This is a genomic window from Microbulbifer sp. S227A (genome assembly GCF_049800935.1).
The window spans coordinates 668,697-688,546 of record NZ_JBNAFZ010000001.1 but is presented as its reverse complement, the minus strand read 5'-3'; the positions used below and the strand labels follow the sequence as shown (position 1 = coordinate 688,546).

The following is a 19,850-nucleotide window of genomic DNA, read 5'->3' as shown; positions in this document are numbered from 1 at the left end:
TATGCCCTGTCAAAGACGGGGCGACGTTGAAAATCGAAGCCGGAAAGGTTGATCATGGCAACGAACTCAAACGGCGACAGCAAGAATACGCTTTATTGCAGCTTTTGCGGCAAGAGCCAGCATGAGGTGCGTAAGCTGATCGCGGGCCCGACCGTCTTCATCTGTGATGAATGCGTCGAACTGTGCATGGACATCATCCGCGAAGAGACCAAGGCCTCCGGGCTCAAGGCCACGGATGGCGTGCCGACGCCCAAGGACATCTGCGAGGTGCTCGACGATTACGTGATCGGTCAGGCGATGGCCAAGCGCGTTTTGTCGGTGGCGGTGCACAATCACTACAAGCGCCTGAACCACGCGCAAAAGGCTGGCAGCGATATCGAACTGGCCAAGTCCAACATCCTGCTGATCGGGCCGACCGGCTGCGGCAAGACGCTGCTGGCGCAGACCCTGGCGCGGATTCTCGACGTGCCGTTCACCATGGCCGACGCCACCACCCTGACCGAGGCCGGTTACGTGGGCGAAGATGTCGAGAACATCATCCTCAAGCTGTTGCAGTCCAGCGAGTATAATGTCGAACGCGCGCAGCGTGGAATCGTCTATATCGACGAGGTCGACAAGATCACCCGCAAGTCCGAGAATCCCTCGATCACCCGCGACGTGTCGGGCGAGGGGGTGCAGCAGGCGTTGCTCAAGCTGATGGAAGGCACCGTGGCCAGCGTTCCGCCGCAGGGCGGGCGCAAGCATCCGCAGCAGGAATTCCTGCAAGTGGACACCACCAATATCCTGTTCATCTGTGGCGGTGCCTTTGCCGGCCTCGACAAGATCATCGCACAGCGCGGCAAGGGCAGCGCGATGGGCTTTGGCGCGGATGTGCGTGACGAGGACGAGCGTGGCATCGGCGAGATCTTTACCGATCTCGAGCCCGAGGACCTGTTGAAATTCGGCCTGATCCCGGAATTTGTCGGACGTTTGCCGGTTCTGGCGACGCTGGAGGACCTGGATCAGGATGCCCTGGTCACGATCCTGACCAAGCCCAAGAACGCGCTGGTGAAACAGTATCAGCGCCTGTTCGAGCTTGAGGATACCGAACTTCAGTTCACCGATGATGCCCTGATGGCGATTGCCAAGCGCGCCATCGAACGCAAGACCGGCGCGCGGGGCTTGCGCTCGATCCTCGAAGACATCCTGCTGGACACGATGTTCGAATTGCCGGGGCTGGACAGCGTGACCAAGGTTGTCGTCAACGAGGAATCCGCGCGTTCCGAAGCGGCTCCGCTGATGATCCATGCGGATGCGGAAAAGGAACCTGCCGCCACAGCGGGCTAGGCACATGACCATACGACGTATTCCCTCCGGCGGCGAGTTCGAGCGCCGGGTGGGATATTGCCGTGCCGTCGTTGCCGGCGGCTTTGTGCATGTGGCAGGCACCGTGGGGCAGGGCGACGATGTCGTCAGCCAATGCCGCTCGGCGCTTGCGATCATCGCCAACGCGCTGCACGAGGCCGGGGCGACCCTGGCCGATGTGGTGCGCGTGACCTACATGTTGCCGGACCGCGCGGAATTCGAACCCTGCTGGCCGATCCTGTCCGAGACATTTGGGGCACACCCGCCGGCCGCCACGATGATCGAATGCGGGCTGATCGATCCGAAATACCGCATCGAGATCGAAGTGACTGCCGTGCTGCCCGACATCTCCGGCTGAGGTGCAGATCCCTTGCCAGCGCGCGCCTGCCGCCGCTAACGTGAAGGCCAGACCCGGGGTGTCGGGCTCGGGCAATCTGGGAGGGGTACGCATGGCCATCATCAAGAGCCGTTTTCCGGATGTCTCGGTCCGCGATCTGAGCATCACCGAGCGGGTGTTCGAGGGGCTGGGCGATGATCCTGACCGGGTGATCCTGATCGACGGGCCGACCGGGCGCGAGGTGACGGTTGGCCGGTTTGTCGGCGGCGTCAAGTCGCTGGCGGGGGGATTGAACGCGAGGGGGCTGGGCGCGGGAGCCTGCGTTGCGCTGATGGCGCCGAACCTGCCAGAATATTGCGTGGTGTTTCATGGGGTTGCATGGGCCGGGGGCACGATCACCACGATCAACCCGACCTATACCGCGCAAGAGGTCCGCCACCAGCTGAGCAATGCCCGGGCGTTGATCCTGATCACGGTCGCGCCCTTTCTCGACACCGCCCGCGCGGCCATCCGGGATACCGAAGTCAGCGAAATCTACGTGATCGGAGAGGCCCCGGATGCCCGCCCGCTGAGCGAGTTGATGGGGCCGCCGCAGGACGTCCAGACGCCAGTTGATCTGGATGAGCATGTGCTGGCGCTGCCCTATTCCTCGGGAACAACCGGGTTGCCCAAGGGGGTGATGCTGACCCATCGTTCGATGGTGATGAATGTCGATCAGACCCTGCATGTGTCCGATATCGAGGGCGCGGAATTCTCGGTCGCGTTCCTGCCGTTCTTTCACATCTACGGGATGCAGGTGCTGATCAACATGCATCTGGCAGCGGGAGCGGGCCTGGTGACGATGCCCCGGTTCGATCTGGAGCAATTCCTCGAACTGTGCGCGAAACACCGCACGCGGCGCATGTGGATCGTGCCACCGATTGCCATTGCGCTGGCCAAACATCCGATTGTCGACAAATACGATCTGTCGGCCGTCGAATACATCAATTCCGGTGCCGCGCCGCTGGGGGGCGAGGTGACGGCATTGGTGGGCAAGCGGCTGAACTGTGTCGCGGCGCAGGGCTATGGCATGACCGAACTCAGCCCGGTCAGCCATCTCACGCCGCCCGGGCAGGCTCGCACCGGGGCGTCCGGCGTGACGGCACCCAACACGGAATGCCGGATTGTCAGTACCGAGACCGGCGCGGATCTGGAGCCGGGTCAATCGGGCGAATTGTGGGTGCGCGGGCCGCAGGTCATGAAGGGCTATCTGAACAATCCCGAGGCGACGGCCGCGGCGCTGGACCAAGACGGGTGGTTGCATACCGGCGACATCGGCCATTTCGACACGGACGGGTATCTTTATATCACCGACCGTCTGAAAGAACTGATCAAGTTCAAGGGCTTTCAGGTGGCACCGGCCGAACTTGAGGCCGAATTGCTGAGCCATCCCGAGATTGCCGACGTTGCGGTGGTTGGTGCGCCGGATGCCGAAGCGGGCGAGGTGCCGATGGCATTTGTGGTTCCCGTTGCGGATGCGACGGTGACGCTTGGCACCGTGCAGGGTTTCCTTGCGGGGCGCCTGTCGCCCTATAAACAGGTTCAACGGATGGAAATCGTCAGCGAAATCCCGAAATCCGCCGCGGGCAAGATCCTGCGCCGGGTGCTGAGAGACAGGCTCGCGGGCTGAACCGCCCCGCCCGCCATGCGCCGGGTGCATGGCAGGCACCCCGGCAATGGCATGGCTATTTGGGCAAGATGCGTGTAATAGGCATGTTTTCTGCCGTGGGGCTGTTCGCCGAAATGTCGGGCACGCCTTTGTGGCGTCACGTAACCGATCCGGATGCAAAACAAATTGAAGGCGTTTGGGCGCATCCCCGAAACGTCTTGACGACCCGATAGAGACAGGACCCCCGATGACCCGCAAAGCCCCTTTGGCGGCATTCGCCAGCCGAATTGCCATGCCCGACCTCAGATGGATGCCGGATGAACGGCTGACGCCCTCGCGCCTGCGCATCGAATTGCTGTCGGGCTTGACGGTGGCGCTGGCACTGGTGCCCGAGGCCGTGGCCTTTGCCTTTGTCGCCGGGGTTCACCCGCTGGTCGGGCTGTATGCCGCGTTCCTGGTGGGGCTGATCACGGCGCTGATCGGTGGGCGGCCGGGCATGATCTCGGGTGCGACCGGGGCGCTTGCGGTTGTCATGGTGGCGCTGGTCGCGCAGCACGGCGTGGAATACCTCTTTGCAACCGTGGTCCTGATGGGGCTGTTGCAGATATTTGCCGGGGTCATGCAATGGGGCAAGTTCATCCGTCTCGTGCCGCATCCGGTGATGCTCGGCTTTGTGAACGGGCTGGCCATCGTGATTTTTCTGGCGCAGATGGGTCAGTTCAAGGTGCCGGGCAGCATGGTAAACACCGGTCACGGAGTGTCGGGCGGCGAGTGGCTGAGCGGGATGCAGCTTTACATGATGCTGGGCCTCGTGGCGCTGACCATGGCGATCATCTGGATCGTGCCGCGCGTCACCCGTATCGTGCCTGCGCCGCTGGCCGGAATCGGCGTTGTCGCGGCGCTGGTGATCGCGATGGGGCTGGATGTGCCGCGCGTCGGCGATCTGGCATCAATCCAGGGCGGGCTGCCGCCGTTCCACATTCCGATGGTGCCGCTGAACCTTGAAACCCTTGAAATCATTCTGCCTTATGCGGTCATCCTTGCCGCGATCGGCCTTATCGAAAGTCTGCTGACCCTGAACCTCGTCGGGGAAATCACCGGCAAGCGGGGCGGCGCGTCGCAGGAATGTATCGCACAGGGCGTAGCCAACACGGTCACCGGTTTCTTCGGCGGCATGGGCGGCTGTGCGATGATCGGCCAGTCGATGATCAACGTGAAATCCGGTGGGCGTACGCGGATCGCGGGCATTTCGGCGGCGCTGTTCCTGCTGGTGTTCATCCTGTTCGCGGCGCCGGTGATCGAATTGATCCCGCTGGCCGCGCTGGTCGGGGTCATGTTCATGGTGGTGATCGGAACCTTTGCCTGGAACAGCCTGACCATCCTGCGCAAGGTGCCATTGACCGATGCGTTCGTGATCCTGCTGGTAACGGTTGTGACCGTGATGGAAGACCTCGCCGTGGCGGTTGTCGTCGGGGTGATCGTCAGCGCCCTTGCTTATGCCTGGAACAACGCCCGCCGCATTCACGCGGTGACGCGCGACTCGGTCACCGAGCAGGGTGCCAAGGTCTACGAGATCAAGGGGCCGCTGTTCTTTGGCTCGTCCGATGGGTTCATCGAGCTGTTCACCGTCGCGGAAGACCCGAAAAACGTGATCATCGACTTTGCCGAGAGCCGCGTGGTCGATCAATCGGCGCTTCAGGCCATCGAGGCGATTGCCGCGAAATACGCCGCTGCCGGCAAGGAGATCAAGCTGCGCCACCTGAGCCGCGACTGCCACAGGCTGTTGACCAAGGCGGGGCATCTGATTGTCGATAGCGACGATGATCCCGATTACGAACTGGCGGTCGATTATTCCGTACGCACCGGGATCCTGGGCGGTCACTGATCACCGCAGGGTCGCGAATGCCGGCAATTGATACGATGCTGCCCCCAGGCGGGGGCGGCATTTTTTGTTCGACCCGAGCGCCGGGCATCGCCATCGTCCGGGAATACCGGTCCGATTTGGGCTCAGTCGTCGGGGCGTTTCAGTTCGAACAGCTCGCTCACCTGGCTATAGTCACGGTATCCCAGGCGGGTCAGCGGTTTGAATGTCGTGATGTCGAAGCGGCCATCGCGGATGCAATCGTCGCGCATGTGGACGCCGACAACCTCGCCCAGAACAAGGCGGTTGGATTGCCCCGGCAGGTCGACAATCTGGGTCAGCTTGCATTCCAGCGATGCCGGCGCGCCCGCGACGCGGGCGCATGGAATAGTTTCGCACTCGATGGAGGTCAGGCCCGCGGTCTCGAATTCATCCACCTCTTTGCCAACGCTTCCCGAGGTGACGTTCATCGCATCGCGCATGGCGAATTCGACGATATTGACACAGAACACACCGGTCGCGGCGATGTTGGCGACGCTGTCCTTGGTGCCATCCTGATCCGGTTTGCTGCTGGTGGACGAGAACATCACCTGCGGCGGGACATAGGCCACAGCGTTGAAAAACGAATAGGGCGCGAGGTTGTTGGTGCCGTCCGGCGCGCGGCTGGATATCCAGCCGATTGGGCGCGGCGTAACGATGGCGTTGAACGGGTTGTGCGGCAGACCGTGGCCGTCCTGGGGGCGATAGAACATGGGGCAACTCCGAGTGTTTGCCCCAGACCTAGCGGCGTGTTAGGGCGAATGCCACCACATACCGCCGTTGGGATGATCGCGTGATTGAGCTGAAACCGGAAACCGGGCAGGATTGGTGGGAAGTCGAGGCGCTGTATGATCTCTGCTTTGCACCCGGACGCGAGGCGCTGTCGTCCTACCGATTGCGAGATGACATTCCGCCGGTTGCCGGGTTGTCGCTGGTTGCCCGCGACGAGGCGGGGATCCTCGCCGGTGCCATCCGGTACTGGCCGGTGCGGGTCGGTGGCGCGGCGGTTCTGCTGCTCGGGCCGGTGGCGGTACACCCCACCCACCAGGGCGAGGGGCTGGGCGGTGTCCTGATCCGCGACTCGCTTGCCGCCGCGTCGGCAAATGGCTGGGACCGGGTGATGCTGGTGGGCGATTACCCGTATTACTCGCGCTTTGGCTTTGAACTGCTGAGCGATGTCATCATGCCGCCGCCGACCAACCCCGACCGGGTGCTGGGGCAGGCGATCCGGGACGGGGCATGGGACGGGGTGCGAGGTGAAGTCACGCGCTGGAGCGAGGGCTGACATTGAAAACCCCAAGACGAGTGCCGATCTTGTGAACACGCCCGCAGAGGAGTGGAGATGGCAGATATTGAAATCGTCGAACCCGTGGATGTCGATGCCGAACTGGACCGTCTGGCCGAGACCTATCGCGCCGCCAGCGGCATCGGGGTGCGGATGCTCAACCTGCTGGGCGGCAAGGCCGAGTCGCTGCTTGATCGCCTGCCCGCCCCGGTGCGCAACAATCTTGGCGATGCCACGCAGCGGGCGCTGACGCTGGCGATGCAGGCGGCCCAGAGCTCGCGCATGGCGGTGCCTGACCAAAAGGCCTGGGTCAATACGGCGATGACCACGGCCATGGGGGCCGCCGGTGGATTTGGCGGCCTGCCCTCGGCGTTGGTCGAATTGCCTGCAACCACGACGGTATTGCTGCGCGCGATCCAGGGGGTTGCGGCCGAGCACGGGTTTGACCCAAGTGCCGAGAATGTGCAGTTCGACTGTATCCGGGTCTTTGCCGCCGCCGGACCGCTCGCGGCGGATGACGGGGCCGACCTTGGCTTTGTGTCGCTGCGCCTCACCCTCACGGGGGGTGCGATGCACAAGCTGATCGCGGCGGTGGCACCCAGGCTGGCCACCGTGCTTGGCCAGAAACTGGCGGCGCAGACCGTACCGGTCCTGGGCGCGGTGGCGGGGGCGACCACCAACTATGTCTATACCGAGTATTATCAACAAATTGCCCACGTGCATTTTGGCCTGCGCCGGCTGGCGATCAACAGCGATATCGCCGAGCAAGAGCTGGTTCGCAGGCTGGGTCAACGGATGCAGGGGCGATTGTCCTGAACCTCTGCTCGGGCCGGTCGCACGGCGCGGGCAACCGGCCCGGACCGCTGGCGATGCCATGTCCAGACAACGGGCAGCGCATCACGCGGGCCGTGGCATATCTGCTGCTTTGACCGAAATCAGCGCAATGTTAACCAGTTGTCTTGTTGCTCCTGTGGTTGTGAATGGGATAACGCAAGGCAACGTGTCGCACAGGGCCGGAGAGCGGGTCGCCAGAACAGGCGAACCCAAGGGCACACATATCTGACCCATAAGGGTTTATCTCCGGGAAGTCCCAAGGCGGCCCGATTGCAAGTATGGGCCGCAGATAAAAGAGCCCTAAAACCGCAAGGACTGATCCGACGAGACGAGGGGTATATGGGAGAATACGAAAAGGCAGAGTTGATCGCGATCTGCCGGGAAAAGCTGCTGCGCGATGGCTTGGTTGTGCTCGTCGAACAGGATTTCGACCGGGTGCCCAAGATTATCGAATCCATTGGAAAACCCTATCTGACGCCCAAGATGTCGCCGTTTTTCAACGATTTCACCGGCGAGAACTGTTTCTGGCTGCGGCTTGAAAAGGATGGTGAGACCGTCGCGCTCGCGGGGGCGCGGCTGGATGATCTGGGCGATGGCAGCATCACCGAATACTGGCGGCGCACCATGCGCCGGCAATATGGCAACGGTGAGGTCGAGATGGTCACACAGGTCGCCCCGCCGCTTGAGCGCGAACTCAAGGGGCGGCTGGCCTATTTCGGCGATCTGCATTTTTCGCGCGCGGCGGGGCGGTCGCTCAAGACGGTGCGCCGCTTTGTCCTGATCGGGCATATGATCACCGCGCTGAAATGGAACCCGGACTGGACCTATGCCTTTCTGCGCGAAGACGATGTGCGCCGGGGCGGGGGGTATCACTATGGGTTCAACCGCTACATCCCCGATGCCCAGTTCTGGGTCGATCCACCGTCTCCGCGCGAGAATACCGAGTATTGTGTCATGACCAGCCGGCGTGACCTGGCCTATATGGCCGAGGCGTTTATCCGGTCACCGGAGCGGCTTTGAATAGCTGATGATCACGTCTCCGTCGGTGTCCGAAGCCACCGGCAGCAACAGCCGGATATAATCGAGCCGGATTTGCTCGGCATGACCGGGGGCCAGCACGTTCAACGCTTCTTCGCTGAGAACCGGTTGGCCTTCGGCGGCTCGGCGATAGGCGCATAACAGGCGCTTTTGCAGGTCGCTGTCGCGCACTTCGTCCAGCGCGTATTGCAGCGATTTCCTGTCGGCAACACCCAGGGTGCGGGCCGACAGGCTGTTGGTTCCCATGCGCAGGACTTCGATCCGGTTCGAGCGGTCCCCCGGTGCCCGGTAAAGGTCGAACCACTCCATGATCTTGTCAAATCCGCTCAGCTGCCGGCCATATTTGAACCAGCGCTGCATCATGTCATCAACCGTCGGCTCCTGTCCGCGCATGCTGGCGGCTTCCCGCAGGCTTCCGGCGATCTGGTCAAAGAACTTCATCGCCTGTTCGGTGATCGGCCCGTCATTGCCTAGGTCGGTCACGTCAAACGGCTGCGAGGTGCTCCCGGCGAGATAGGCCAGCGAGACTTCCAGCTCGCGCGCCAGCTTGACGGAGATGTCGAAACTTGGCGAGGCCTTGGTGCTGAGCATGGTCGACACATAGTTCGGACTCATGTCCAGGGCGCGGGACAATTGCGCGCGATTGCCACCGTATTTCTTGGAGGCGTCGATGGCGCTGGCAATGCGGTCATGAAAAAGGCTCATGGGAAAGAACGTCCGATCGTACTTAATTGTGTTCGAGGGTATAATATTTTGGTTTGGCCGCAACCGCAAAATCCATCACGCGGATCCGTGTTGATCCATCGCATGAACGATCCGGTGTATTTGCGGCTTCTGGATCGGAGTCAACATACACTGTCCACGATCTGGCAAACCGGCACCGGATTGCCTGCGCGGCGCTCTGCACTGGCGCGCAGGGCATTGTGCATTCCGGCTCTGGCACCGGTTTGACCCTGCGGTTAGTCTGCGCGCTTTCAGGGCACATGAAAGCAGAGAGACCATGTCGACAATCCTGTCCATTCGCGACCTGCAAAAGACCTATGACGGCGGGTTCCAGGCGCTCAAGGGGGTCAGCCTTGACATCGAACAGGGCGAGATCCTCGCGCTGCTCGGTCCCAATGGGGCGGGCAAGACAACCTTGATCTCGACGGTCTGCGGCATCACCACGCCAAGCGCCGGGTCGGTGACCGTGGGCGGCTATGACATCGTCACCGAATTCCGCGGCGCACGGTCGTTGATCGGGCTGGTGCCGCAAGAGGTCAACCTGCAACCGTTTGAAACGGTGATGAACTCGGTGCGGTTCTCCCGTGGGCTGTTCGGCAAGCCGCGCGACGATGCGCATCTTGAAAAAGTGCTGCGCACGCTGAGCCTGTGGGACAAGAAGGACAACCAGATCACCACCCTGTCGGGCGGGATGAAACGCCGGGTCCTGATCGCCAAGGCGCTGAGCCACGAGCCGCGCGTGCTGTTCCTGGATGAACCCACCGCCGGGGTCGACGTGGAACTGCGCAAGGACATGTGGGACACGGTTGCTGACCTCAAGGCGGACGGGGTCACGATCATCCTGACGACGCATTACATCGAAGAGGCCGAGGCGATCGCCGACCGGATCGGGGTGATCACGCGCGGCGAATTGCTGTTGGTCGAGGAAAAAGGCGCGCTGATGGCGCGGATGGGCCGCAAACAGCTCGAGGTTCAGTTGAACGAGCGGATCGACAGCATCCCGGTTCCGCTTGCGGATTTCGACCTGGAACTGGGCGAGACCGGCGACGCGCTGATCTACAGCTATGACATCAACGGGCCGCGTACCGGCATCACCGGGTTGCTGAACGGGATCGCCGAAGCGGGGCTGTCGCTGCGCGATGTGCAGACCCGGCAGAGCAGCCTCGAAGAGATCTTTGTCGATTTGGTCAAGGGAGACGCCTCATGAACCTGTCAGCCGTCGGAGCCATATACCGCTTTGAAATGATGCGTTTCTTTCGCACGTTGATGCAGAGCTTCCTGTCGCCGGTATTGTCCACGTCACTGTATTTCGTGGTCTTTGGTGCCGCCATCGGCAGCCGGATCCAGGAGGTCGAAGGGGTCAGCTATGGCGCGTTCATCGTGCCGGGGCTGGTCATGTTGTCGGTCATCACCCAAGGTATCTCGAACGCGGCGTTTGGCATCTTTTTTCCCAAGTTCACCGGCACGATCTATGAGCTGCTCTCCGCACCGGTCAATTTTATTGAAATCGTGCTGGGCTTTGTCGGGGCGGCGGCGACCAAGGCGTTGTTCATCGGGGTGGTGATCCTGTTGACCGCGTCGTTTTTCGTGGACCTGTCGATCCAGCATCCGCTGGCGATGGTGCTGTTCCTGCTCCTGACTTGCGTCAGCTTTGCGCTGATGGGGTTCATCATCGGCATCTGGGCGGGAAATTTCGAGCAATTGCAACTGGTGCCGCTGCTGATCGTGACGCCGCTGATTTTTCTGGGCGGGTCGTTCTATTCGATCTCGATGCTGCCGCCGGTGTGGCAGACGATCACCCTGTTCAACCCGGTGGTCTACCTGATTTCAGGGTTCCGCTGGTCGTTCTTTGGCACCGCGGATGTGCCCGTGGCGCTGAGCCTGCTGGCGATTTCGGGCTTTACCCTGCTGTGTCTCGGGCTGATCTGGTGGATCTTCAAAACCGGCTGGCGCATTCGCAGTTGACCGCTCAACCCAGGCGATTATGACGGCGGGATGACGTGGCAAATTTGCCCGACGTCGCGTGAATTGGCGGTGCGGTGCGGTTCTGTTCGGACAGGCATCTTGTTTGTCGGCGGGTGGCGCTCTACATCGGCTGCATGAACCTTCGCATTCCTTTTCTGAAAAAGCCGCCCCTCGTTTCGGTGGTCCGCTTGCACGGTGCCATCGGCATGGCTGGTCGCCGGTCGCTCAACGATCACGCGCTGGCTCCGATCCTGGAAAGGGCGTTCCGTCGTGGCAAGCCCGACATGGTGGCGCTCGAGATCAATTCGCCCGGTGGTTCGCCGGTGCAATCTTCGTTGATCGGGGCGCGCATCCGGCGGCTGTCCGAGGAAACCAAGGTGCCGGTCGTTGCCTTTGTCGAGGATGTCGCCGCATCCGGCGGCTATTGGCTGGCGGCGGCGGCGGATGAAATCTGGGCCGATGAAAGCTCGGTCCTGGGGTCGATCGGCGTGATCTCGGCTGGCTTTGGTGCGCAGGTCTTTCTCGCGCGGCAGGGGATCGAGCGGCGGGTCTATACCGCTGGCAAGTCCAAATCCATGCTGGATCCGTTCCGTCCGGAAAACGAGGAAGACGTGGCGCGGCTGCGGGTGATCCTCGGGGATATCCACGACAATTTCATCGCCCATGTCAAAGCCCGGCGGGGGCAGAAGCTCGACACCACCAAGGATCTGTTCACCGGTGAAATCTGGCTGGCGCGTCGCGCCACGGACCTTGGGCTGATTGACGGCATCGGGCATCTGAAACCCAAGATGAAGGCCCGTTTCGGTGACAAGGTGAAATTCCGCCGCCACGAGATGCGTCGCCCCTTCCTGTCCCGTTTCGGGGCACAGGTGGTGGATGACGCGGTGGCCGGTATCGAGGAGCGCGCGGCTTTTGCGCGTTTTGGTCTCTGATTTGATCATCAAGATCGTTCTCCTGTTCCTGATCGGCATGGGCGTGCTCGCCATGTTCGGTAAGCTGCGGCTGCCGGGTGCCGATCGGATCGCATCGGCAAAATGCCCCTCCTGTGGCCGCTTTCGGATCGGCAAGGGGCCCTGTACCTGTGGACATGGAGGACGCGGATGACGCCCTGGCTCTTGTCGCTTCTGGGGCTGGTCATTCTCCTGCTGGCAGGGGATGCGCTGGTGCGCGGCGCGGTCAATCTCAGCCTGCGGCTCGGGGTGCCCGCCCTGATCGTCAGCCTGACCATCGTGGCCTTTGGCACGTCGGCGCCTGAGCTGCTGATCGCGATCAGCGCGGTCAAGGACAACGCGCCCGGCATCGCGCTTGGCAACGTGGTCGGATCGAACACCGCCAATATCCTGCTGGTGCTGGGTATTCCGGCGTTGTTGACCACGCTGCACACCAGCGAATGCGACAGCCGCAAGAACTATGTCCTGATGATCCTGGCGTCGCTGGTGTTTATCGGGCTTGCCTTTCTTGGCATCTTTACCCTTGCCACCGGCCTGATCCTGTTGGCGATGCTGGCCGTGGTGCTGTTTGACATGATGCGTGACGCCCGCGCCCATCGCGCCTGCGGTGTGCCGGACCAGCTGGAAGAGATCGAAGAGGCCGATCCCGACATGCCCTATTGGCGCGTCGGCCTGTATCTCGTGCTGGGCCTTGTCGGCCTGCCGCTGGGGGCGCATCTGCTGGTCGAGAACGCATCGCTGATCGCACAGGCCTATGGGGTCAGCGATACGGTGATCGGCCTGACCCTGGTTGCGGTCGGCACGTCGCTGCCGGAACTGGCCACCACGGTGATGGCGGCGCTGCGGCGACAGGCGGATGTCGCGCTTGGCAACGTCATCGGGTCGAACATGTTCAACCTGCTGGCCATCGTCGGCATTGCCACCTTCTTTGGCGATATCCCGGTTGATCCCGAATTCCTGAATTTCGACCTCTGGGTCATGCTGGGCGCGTCGTTGCTGTTGTTTCCCTTCGTGTTTTTCAACGTCAACATCACCCGCCTCTGGGGGATCGCGCTGACCGCGCTCTATGCGATCTATGTCATCGCGATCCTGACCTGACGGGCCGCTTTCGCGAAAGGACATCCATGCCACGCAGTCTAGTCACCGGCGCCGGAAAGCGGCTTGGGCGGGCGATGGCCCTGTACCTTGCCGATCGGGGTCACGATGTCGCCGTGCATTATGCCCGGTCGGCGGATGCGGCCGAGGCCGTGGTCGCCGAGATACGGGCCAAGGGGCGCAGGGCCGTGGCGCTTGGGGCCGACCTGCTGGACGAGGAGCAGACCCATGCGTTGCTGCCGGCGGCTGCCGAGGCGTTGGGCGGGGCGGTGACCTGCCTTGTCAACAACGCGTCAATCTTTGAGTATGACAATATCCACACCGCGACGCGCGTCGGGTGGGATCGGCATATGGACAGCAACCTGCGGGCCCCCTTTGTTCTGATTCAGGCGATGGCCGCACAAGGTATGACGCCGGCCACCGATGATGCGGGCGAGCCCGTGGCCTCGGGGCTGGTCGTCAACATGATCGACGAACGGGTGCGCAAGCTGACGCCCGAATTCATGACCTATACGCTGGCCAAGATGGGGCTGTGGGCCTTGACCCAGACGGCTTCGCGGGCACTGGCCCCGACGATCCGCGTGAACGCCATCGGCCCCGGCCCGACCTTGCAGGGCGAACGCCAGTCCGAGGTCCATTTCGCGGCGCAGCGGGCGGCAACGATCCTCGAACGCGGGGCCAATCCGGGCGACATCACGGCGGCGCTCGGCTACTTTCTGGATGCGCCTGCGGTGACCGGACAACTGCTTTGCGTCGATGGCGGACAGCACCTTGGATGGCGCACGCCGGACGTACTGGGCGTCGAGTAACCGTCATTGGCGATGCAAGTTTTGCACTGGTCATGCTGGCGTTACCTGGCTGTCACAAATTTGTGTTAAATATCATTAACTTGCGTAGTTTGGCAAAAAGTTTCATTTGATTACAGTGGCTTGAATATCTGCTCAAATATTAGTCATTTCAGCGAAAGCAGCCGAAACTAAGGGAAATTTCCCTGTACCCCAAAGATATCTCCAGACTTATCCACACAATCCGTGGATTTGTTCAGGGTTGATCTAGCCCGGTCAAGATTGCAGCCGGATGCAGAGAATCATAGGTATAGCTCATGACTGACGACACCGTACAACCAGAGACACCGGCGCTGACCGGGTATGCGCGTATTCAGGGGTATCTGAGAACGCTGGACACCTCGCCCGGTGTCTATCGGATGCTGGATTCCGAGAGCCGGGTGCTCTATGTCGGCAAGGCGCGCAATCTCAGGGCGCGGGTGTCGAACTATTCCCGGCCCAGTGCCGCGCATAGCGGGCGGATCGACCGGATGATCCGCGAAACCGCCAGCATGATGTTCCTGACGACCCGCACGGAAACCGAGGCGCTGTTGCTCGAGCAGAACCTGATCAAGCAACTCAAGCCGAAATACAATGTGCTGCTGCGCGACGACAAGAGCTTTCCCAACATCCTCGTGGCGCGCGACCATGCCTTTGCACAGATCAAGAAACACCGTGGCGCAAAAAAGGAAAAAGGTGCCTATTTCGGCCCCTTTGCCAATGCGGGCGCGGTCAATCGCACGCTGAACCAGCTGCAAAAGGCGTTCCTGTTGCGCAACTGTTCGGATGCGACCTTTGAAGGGCGCACGCGGCCCTGCCTGCTCTACCAGATCAAGCGGTGCTCGGGGCCCTGTGTCGGGCTGATCTCGGAGGCCGATTATGGCGAGAGCGTGCGCGATGCCGAACTGTTCCTGTCAGGGCGCTCGACGCGGGTGCAGGAGGAGCTGGCTGAGCAGATGACCGCGGCGTCGGATGCGATGGAATTCGAACGCGCGGCGGCGCTGCGTGACCGTATCCGCGCACTGACTCAGGTACAGTCGACCCAGGGGATCAACCCCCGCGGCGTCGCCGAGGCGGATGTCATTGCATTGCACATGGATGGCGGGCAGGCCTGTGTGCAGGTGTTTTTCATCCGCGCCAACCAGAACTGGGGCAACAAGGATTTCTATCCGCGCATTGGTGCGGATGTGTCGGCGGCCGAGGTCATGGAGGCCTTTGTCGGCCAGTTCTATGACAACAAGGAGCCGCCCCGGCAGCTGATCCTGTCGGACGGGATCGAAAACGCCGATCTCATGTGCGAGGCGCTGTCGGAAAAGGCCGGGCGCAAGGTCGACATCCTGGTGCCGCAGCGCGGGGAAAAGGCCGAGCTGATTTCCGGGGCGCTGCGCAATGCCCGCGAGTCGCTGGCCCGTCGCATGTCCGAGAGCGCGACACAGGCCAAGCTGTTGCGCGGGCTGGCCGAGGCGTTTGACCTTGATGGACCGCCTCAGCGGATCGAGGTCTATGACAACAGCCATATCCAGGGGACCAACGCGGTCGGCGGGATGATCGTGGCGGGGCCGGACGGGTTCATGAAGAACAGCTATCGCAAGTTCAACATCCGGGGCGATGACCTGACGCCGGGCGATGATTTCGGCATGATGAAAGAAGTGTTGCATCGCCGGTTCTCGCGGTTGTTGAAAGAAGACCCGGATCGCCAGAAGGGGCAGTGGCCCGACCTGTTGCTGATCGACGGTGGTGCCGGGCAGGTGAGCGCGGTGGCCGAAATCATGCGCAGCCACGGGGTCGAGGACATACCCATGGTGGGGGTCGCCAAGGGGGTTGACCGCGATCACGGCAAGGAAGAGTTCCACCGTGTCGGCGCGCGCCCCTTTGCGCTGCGCCACAACGATCCGGTTCTGTATTTCGTGCAGCGGCTGCGCGACGAGGCGCACCGCTTTGCCATCGGCACCCACAGGGCCAAGCGCGCCAAGGCGGTGGGGGCCACGCCGCTGGACGAGGTGCCGGGCGTGGGCGCGACCCGCAAACGGGCATTGCTGGCGCATTTCGGCAGCGCCAAGGCCGTCAGCCGCGCCAATCTGAACGATCTCAAGGCGGTTGACGGGATTTCCGGCGCCCTGGCGGAAACGATCTATTATTTCTTTCATGACAAGGGCTAGGCCGGGCGCGGTGCGCGGGCGGGCGATTTCCGCCGGCCCGGTCAAATCGAACGAACATGCGCTTTTATGTTCCATACCCGCGATGTAGGGTTCGCTCATGACGTGGAACCTGCCAAATATCCTGACCATCCTGCGGTTGCTTGCGGCACCGGGGCTTGCGGTCATGTTCCTGTATTTCCAACGGCCCTATGCGGACTGGTTCGCGCTGTTGCTGTTTGTCAGCGCCTCGCTCACCGACTGGGTGGATGGGTATCTGGCGCGGGCGTGGAAACAGGAAACCAAGATCGGCGCGATGCTGGACCCGATTGCCGACAAGGCGATGGTGATCATTGCCCTGATGGTCATTGTCGGGTTTTCCTCGATGTCGCCATGGCTGGTGCTGCCGGCGACCGTGATCCTGTTTCGCGAGGTGTTCGTTTCGGGACTGCGCGAATATCTGGGTGATACGGCGGGCACGCTCAAGGTGACCAATCTCGCCAAGTGGAAAACCACGACGCAAATGGTCGCCATCGCGGTGCTGTTCCTGCAAGGCATATTCGAGCATTATCTCGGGCTGTCCCTGGCGGGGCTGGATCCGCAGGTGGTTGCCGAGACCCTAGCCGGCGGTGGCGCGGACCCCAACGGGCTGCGCTGGAAGGCGACGGCGATGGAATGGGCCGAACGCGCCGGGCTGTGGCTGTTGTGGCTGGCGGCGGCGCTGACATTGGTGACGGGGATGGATTACCTGCGCAAGGCGCTGCCCTTTCTCAAGGAGGTACGTTGATGGATGTGCTCTATTTTGCATGGGTGCGCGAACGCATCGGCCTGCCGCGTGAACAGGTCGAGACCGACGCGACCACCGTGGCCGAACTTGTGGCCGAGCTGAGCCGCCGCGAGGAACGCTATGAGGCGGCATTCGCGGATCTCTCGGCCCTGCGCGTGGCTATCGATCAGGAACTGTCCGATTTCGATGCGCCGATCTCCGGTGCGCGCGAGGTGGCGTTCTTTCCACCGATGACCGGGGGCTAGGGGATGCGCGTGCGCGTGCAGGACGCCCCGTTCGATCTCGCCACCGAGATGCAGGGGTTTGGCGGTGACGGTATGGGGGCCATCGTGACCTTTACCGGTGTGGTGCGCGACAATGACCGGGGCGACCTGGTGGCGATGGATATCGAACATTACCCGGGCATGACGCAATCGGCGCTGACCGGGATCGCAACTCAGGCGTGCGACCGCTGGTCGCTGGGCGATGTGCTGGTGATCCACCGGCACGGGCGCCTGTTGCCGGGCGAACAGATCATGATGGTCGCCACCGCGTCGCGCCACCGCAAGGATGCGTTCGAAGCGGCGGAATTCCTGATGGATTACCTGAAATCCCGCGCGCCGTTCTGGAAAAAGGAAATCACCCGCGGCGGTGCCGATTGGGTGGCTGCCCGCGACGAGGACGAAGACGCGTTGGGGCGCTGGTAGCGGCGCGGCTCAGCCGATCCGCGCCCGCAGTTCCTCGGCTTCGCGGCGGGCATCGCGCAAGCCTTCCATCGCGGCGCTCAGTTCGGCTTCGGTCTGGGACAATTGGTTGGTCAGCTCCGATTCCCGCTGTTGCAGGTAGGTGATCGCCTGATCGCGGGTTTCCTCGGCCTCGTGCAACTCCTGGCTCATCCGGTCGAGATCGGCGACATCGCTCTGTTTCACGCGGGTAAAGCGATGCACCAGCCAATTCGCGAACCAGCCCGCCGCGAAGGCGACAAAAAGGATGATGGCCGTGGCTATGATGAACTCAGTTCTGTTCATTTTCTGATCCTTGTTCGTCTGCGCTGTCGGGTTCGGCCGTGTCCTCGCTGGCGGCGTTCTCTGCCGCAGCCTGTTCGGCCACCGCTTCGAGCGTGGTCTGGCGTTCCTTGATCGGCTCGGGGCGGATCAGGTGGAATTCGATGCGCCGATTGGCTTCGCGGCCGGCCTCGGTGCCATTATCGGCTATCGGCTGGGCCTCGCCATAGCCGACGGCGGCATAGGTCGAAGTCAGAACCCGCCGTGCCCGCAATTCATTCAGAACCGATTGGGCGCGCGCCTGGCTGAGCTGCTGGTTCATGCTTTCGCGGCCCTGGCTGTCGGTGTGCCCCTGGATTTCCAGGCGAATCTCGCCGCAGGCTTTCAACACGTCGGCAATATCGTTCATCGTGTCCAGCGACTCGGCGGCGATGGTGGCGGAGCCGGGCTCGAACTGGATCTTGTTCACGGCCTGAATCTCGACCAATTCGGCCTCGCAGATTTCCGGATCAGGCGGCAGGTCGACCGGCGGCGGGGGGGGGCGATAGGTGACTTCGATGTCATAGCTCTCGGCCTCGCCCAGCTTGTCCGACAACAGGCCCGAGATGGTGGCGCTGGCGTCCTCCCGTGTGCTGACACCGCGCAGTTCCAGGTTGTCGGGCGTGACGATGACCGCGCCGTTGCTGAGCAGCGAGAGCGCCTCAAGCCCCGAAAGCACGCGGATCGGCCAGTCTTGCGGCAAATCGGGCACCAGCCGCGTGGCGGTATAGACCCCGTCCGAACCGAACCGCGCCCGCGCATAGCTGTCGACCGCATGGCGCAGGGTTTCGTCGCTCAGCCGCCCGCGCAGTTGAACCAGCCCCTCGGGGCTGAGCGTGGCGACAAATTCGGGCGGGCCCGAGGGCTGGCTGCCCGGCGGGTCAGGCAGCACGGCATGCAGTGCAAACAGATCGGGCAGATCGGCTTCGAGTTCACCGACGATGCGATCGAATATGGCAGGGTTGGTGCCCTGGGCTGCAACCAGCGTGATGTCCGCATCGGCTATCGTCACCGACCCCATGCCCAGCTCTGCCAATGCCGCGATGACCAGCTCACCGGCACGTGCCCATTGCGGCGTGGGAACCCCCATGCCGATGATACAGCGGTCGTCGCCCGACAGCCCCGCCTTGAAGGCGGCGTTCACGATGCGGCTGCGTGATTTTTCGCTCTCGGCGGAACAGGCGTCAAACCGCGCGCCGTCTTCGTCGATCAGGAAGCGCAGGGTAAAGGGGGTGATGACGGGGCGCGGGGCGGCAATGTCCATCGACATGCGCAAACCGGCAGGTGCGGCGCGGGTGAGTTGGTTTTCCAGCCGCTCGCGGGCCTCGGCGCTGTCGGAAATGGCGGTGATCCGCACCAGGCCCGGCTCGACCGACAGCTTGGAACGGGGCAGCCGTTCGAGCGCCTCTGAGGCATACTCAAGCGCATCATCCCAGCCGCGCGGCACCGGATAGGCGGCGGTTTCCAGAAGATCGGTCACCGGAACATCGCCGGCGATCTTGCGCAGCCGTTCGATCAGGTCGGCGCGGTCCGTTTCGGCGGGGATCAGCCCGATGATGGAAATACCGCTGTCGTTGCGCAGGATCTCGGCCGAGAATTGCGGCGCTTCCAGCGCGGCGGTGGGGCGCACATCCATCCGGTTGATGATCCGTGCCGCGTCGACCACGGTGCCAACCCGGCTGATCGCGTCAAAGCGTTTCGCCTCGGTCGGGGAGGTGCCGCTGAGGATGACCTGCAACCCGTCCGCCTGCACCTCGGCCCAGTCATATTCCGCCTGGTCCAGCACCCGCCGCACGCCGATTTCCGAACTGTCCTCGACCGTGGACACCGCGAATCCGGCCGCCACCAGGCACAGGGCGCCGCCGACGGCAAAGGACAGCAGGGCAACAAGGAGCGGAGATTGGCGCATGGGGGGTGTCGCTTTCTCTTGGTGTCCGGTTGTCATAGCCCCCCGAAGGCCAAG

20 protein-coding genes are annotated in these 19,850 nt (G+C 62.6%); 16 read left to right on the top strand and 4 right to left on the bottom strand.

Annotated features, from left to right (window positions below):
- The first annotated feature begins 54 nt into the window (after nt 1-54).
- The 4 genes from clpX to ACP15R_RS03330 all read left to right on the top strand — a co-directional run bounded on the left by clpX (nt 55) and on the right by ACP15R_RS03330 (nt 5,214).
- Complete coding sequence (gene clpX, locus ACP15R_RS03345; RefSeq protein WP_424984958.1) at nt 55-1,326, top strand: ATP-dependent Clp protease ATP-binding subunit ClpX; 1,272 nt, start codon at nt 55-57, stop codon at nt 1,324-1,326.
- 4 nt (nt 1,327-1,330) lie between these two features.
- Nucleotides 1,331-1,702 carry a RidA family protein gene (locus ACP15R_RS03340; protein WP_424984957.1) on the top strand — a complete coding sequence of 124 codons (372 nt, stop codon included), beginning with the start codon at nt 1,331-1,333 and terminating at the stop codon, nt 1,700-1,702.
- Nucleotides 1,703-1,793: 91 nt separating this feature from the next.
- Nucleotides 1,794-3,350: an AMP-binding protein gene (locus ACP15R_RS03335; protein ID WP_424984956.1), complete on the top strand. Its 1,557-nt coding sequence runs from the start codon at nt 1,794-1,796 to the stop codon at nt 3,348-3,350.
- 289 nt (nt 3,351-3,639) lie between these two features.
- Nucleotides 3,640-5,214 carry a SulP family inorganic anion transporter gene (locus tag ACP15R_RS03330; RefSeq protein WP_424985245.1) on the top strand — a complete coding sequence of 525 codons (1,575 nt, stop codon included), beginning with the start codon at nt 3,640-3,642 and terminating at the stop codon, nt 5,212-5,214.
- A 122-nt stretch (nt 5,215-5,336) separates the two neighbouring features.
- Here the strand turns inward: ACP15R_RS03330 and ACP15R_RS03325 are convergent, their stop codons facing one another.
- Nucleotides 5,337-5,942, bottom strand: a complete 606-nt coding sequence (locus tag ACP15R_RS03325) for a flavin reductase family protein (RefSeq protein ID WP_424984955.1) — start codon at nt 5,940-5,942, stop codon at nt 5,337-5,339.
- Between the two features lie 80 nt (nt 5,943-6,022).
- Between ACP15R_RS03325 and ACP15R_RS03320 the strand changes: the two genes are divergently transcribed.
- From ACP15R_RS03320 to ACP15R_RS03310, 3 genes are all read left to right on the top strand, one after another.
- Entirely contained in the window at nt 6,023-6,514 is a 492-nt protein-coding gene (locus tag ACP15R_RS03320; protein WP_424984954.1) for a GNAT family N-acetyltransferase, read from the top strand.
- 57 nt (nt 6,515-6,571) lie between these two features.
- Entirely contained in the window at nt 6,572-7,330 is a 759-nt protein-coding gene (locus ACP15R_RS03315; protein ID WP_424984953.1) for an EcsC family protein, read from the top strand.
- 357 nt (nt 7,331-7,687) lie between these two features.
- Nucleotides 7,688-8,368 (top strand): hypothetical protein, encoded by a 681-nt coding sequence (locus ACP15R_RS03310; protein ID WP_424984952.1) that lies wholly within the window; start codon nt 7,688-7,690, stop codon nt 8,366-8,368.
- Here ACP15R_RS03310 and ACP15R_RS03305 read toward each other — a convergent pair.
- The gene (locus tag ACP15R_RS03305) at nt 8,351-9,091 is read right to left on the bottom strand and encodes a helix-turn-helix domain-containing protein (protein ID WP_424984951.1); all 741 of its coding nucleotides are present in this window, start codon (nt 9,089-9,091) and stop codon (nt 8,351-8,353) included. The two genes, ACP15R_RS03310 and ACP15R_RS03305, sit on opposite strands and share 18 nt — an antisense overlap.
- 295 nt (nt 9,092-9,386) lie before the next feature.
- On the opposite strand from ACP15R_RS03305, the gene ACP15R_RS03300 reads away from it, so the two are divergent.
- From ACP15R_RS03300 to ACP15R_RS03260, 9 genes are all read left to right on the top strand, one after another.
- Nucleotides 9,387-10,316 (top strand): ABC transporter ATP-binding protein, encoded by a 930-nt coding sequence (locus ACP15R_RS03300; RefSeq protein ID WP_424984950.1) that lies wholly within the window; start codon nt 9,387-9,389, stop codon nt 10,314-10,316.
- Nucleotides 10,313-11,074, top strand: a complete 762-nt coding sequence (locus ACP15R_RS03295) for an ABC transporter permease (RefSeq protein WP_424984949.1) — start codon at nt 10,313-10,315, stop codon at nt 11,072-11,074. The genes ACP15R_RS03300 and ACP15R_RS03295 overlap by 4 nt, the downstream gene beginning before the upstream one ends.
- A gap of 206 nt (nt 11,075-11,280) precedes the next feature.
- Nucleotides 11,281-12,006, top strand: a complete 726-nt coding sequence (locus tag ACP15R_RS03290; protein WP_424984948.1) for a S49 family peptidase — start codon at nt 11,281-11,283, stop codon at nt 12,004-12,006.
- Nucleotides 12,007-12,174: 168 nt separating this feature from the next.
- Entirely contained in the window at nt 12,175-13,122 is a 948-nt protein-coding gene (locus ACP15R_RS03285) for a calcium/sodium antiporter (protein WP_424984947.1), read from the top strand.
- Between the two features lie 26 nt (nt 13,123-13,148).
- A complete protein-coding gene (locus tag ACP15R_RS03280; protein WP_424984946.1) occupies nt 13,149-13,928 on the top strand; it encodes an SDR family oxidoreductase in 780 nt (259 codons plus the stop codon).
- A 293-nt stretch (nt 13,929-14,221) separates the two neighbouring features.
- Nucleotides 14,222-16,102, top strand: a complete 1,881-nt coding sequence (gene uvrC, locus ACP15R_RS03275; protein ID WP_424984945.1) for an excinuclease ABC subunit UvrC — start codon at nt 14,222-14,224, stop codon at nt 16,100-16,102.
- A gap of 97 nt (nt 16,103-16,199) precedes the next feature.
- Nucleotides 16,200-16,865: a CDP-diacylglycerol--glycerol-3-phosphate 3-phosphatidyltransferase gene (gene pgsA, locus ACP15R_RS03270; RefSeq protein ID WP_424984944.1), complete on the top strand. Its 666-nt coding sequence runs from the start codon at nt 16,200-16,202 to the stop codon at nt 16,863-16,865.
- Nucleotides 16,865-17,110, top strand: coding sequence for a molybdopterin converting factor subunit 1 (gene moaD / locus ACP15R_RS03265; protein ID WP_424984943.1), 246 nt, complete (start codon nt 16,865-16,867; stop codon nt 17,108-17,110). The genes pgsA and moaD overlap by 1 nt, the downstream gene beginning before the upstream one ends.
- A gap of 3 nt (nt 17,111-17,113) precedes the next feature.
- Nucleotides 17,114-17,551: a molybdenum cofactor biosynthesis protein MoaE gene (locus tag ACP15R_RS03260; protein WP_424984942.1), complete on the top strand. Its 438-nt coding sequence runs from the start codon at nt 17,114-17,116 to the stop codon at nt 17,549-17,551.
- A 9-nt stretch (nt 17,552-17,560) separates the two neighbouring features.
- Here the strand turns inward: ACP15R_RS03260 and ACP15R_RS03255 are convergent, their stop codons facing one another.
- Together ACP15R_RS03255 and ACP15R_RS03250 are read right to left on the bottom strand one after the other, a co-directional pair.
- A complete protein-coding gene (locus ACP15R_RS03255) occupies nt 17,561-17,872 on the bottom strand; it encodes a hypothetical protein (protein WP_424984941.1) in 312 nt (103 codons plus the stop codon).
- A complete protein-coding gene (locus tag ACP15R_RS03250) occupies nt 17,859-19,796 on the bottom strand; it encodes an OmpA family protein (protein ID WP_424984940.1) in 1,938 nt (645 codons plus the stop codon). Before ACP15R_RS03250 ends, ACP15R_RS03255 begins: the two co-directional genes overlap by 14 nt.
- Nucleotides 19,797-19,850: the final 54 nt, after the last annotated feature.

Coding starts and splice junctions, on each gene's coding strand:
- clpX (WP_424984958.1), top strand. CDS start 55: ATGGCAACGAACTCAAACGGCGACAGCAAGAATACGCTTTATTGCAGC.
- ACP15R_RS03340 (WP_424984957.1), top strand. CDS start 1,331: ATGACCATACGACGTATTCCCTCCGGCGGCGAGTTCGAGCGCCGGGTG.
- ACP15R_RS03335 (WP_424984956.1), top strand. CDS start 1,794: ATGGCCATCATCAAGAGCCGTTTTCCGGATGTCTCGGTCCGCGATCTG.
- ACP15R_RS03330 (WP_424985245.1), top strand. CDS start 3,640: ATGCCGGATGAACGGCTGACGCCCTCGCGCCTGCGCATCGAATTGCTG.
- ACP15R_RS03325 (WP_424984955.1), bottom strand. CDS start 5,942: ATGTTCTATCGCCCCCAGGACGGCCACGGTCTGCCGCACAACCCGTTC.
- ACP15R_RS03315 (WP_424984953.1), top strand. CDS start 6,572: ATGGCAGATATTGAAATCGTCGAACCCGTGGATGTCGATGCCGAACTG.
- ACP15R_RS03310 (WP_424984952.1), top strand. CDS start 7,688: ATGGGAGAATACGAAAAGGCAGAGTTGATCGCGATCTGCCGGGAAAAG.
- ACP15R_RS03305 (WP_424984951.1), bottom strand. CDS start 9,091: ATGAGCCTTTTTCATGACCGCATTGCCAGCGCCATCGACGCCTCCAAG.
- ACP15R_RS03300 (WP_424984950.1), top strand. CDS start 9,387: ATGTCGACAATCCTGTCCATTCGCGACCTGCAAAAGACCTATGACGGC.
- ACP15R_RS03295 (WP_424984949.1), top strand. CDS start 10,313: ATGAACCTGTCAGCCGTCGGAGCCATATACCGCTTTGAAATGATGCGT.
- ACP15R_RS03290 (WP_424984948.1), top strand. CDS start 11,281: ATGGCTGGTCGCCGGTCGCTCAACGATCACGCGCTGGCTCCGATCCTG.
- ACP15R_RS03285 (WP_424984947.1), top strand. CDS start 12,175: ATGACGCCCTGGCTCTTGTCGCTTCTGGGGCTGGTCATTCTCCTGCTG.
- ACP15R_RS03280 (WP_424984946.1), top strand. CDS start 13,149: ATGCCACGCAGTCTAGTCACCGGCGCCGGAAAGCGGCTTGGGCGGGCG.
- uvrC (WP_424984945.1), top strand. CDS start 14,222: ATGACTGACGACACCGTACAACCAGAGACACCGGCGCTGACCGGGTAT.
- pgsA (WP_424984944.1), top strand. CDS start 16,200: ATGACGTGGAACCTGCCAAATATCCTGACCATCCTGCGGTTGCTTGCG.
- moaD (WP_424984943.1), top strand. CDS start 16,865: ATGGATGTGCTCTATTTTGCATGGGTGCGCGAACGCATCGGCCTGCCG.
- ACP15R_RS03260 (WP_424984942.1), top strand. CDS start 17,114: ATGCGCGTGCGCGTGCAGGACGCCCCGTTCGATCTCGCCACCGAGATG.
- ACP15R_RS03255 (WP_424984941.1), bottom strand. CDS start 17,872: ATGAACAGAACTGAGTTCATCATAGCCACGGCCATCATCCTTTTTGTC.
- ACP15R_RS03250 (WP_424984940.1), bottom strand. CDS start 19,796: ATGCGCCAATCTCCGCTCCTTGTTGCCCTGCTGTCCTTTGCCGTCGGC.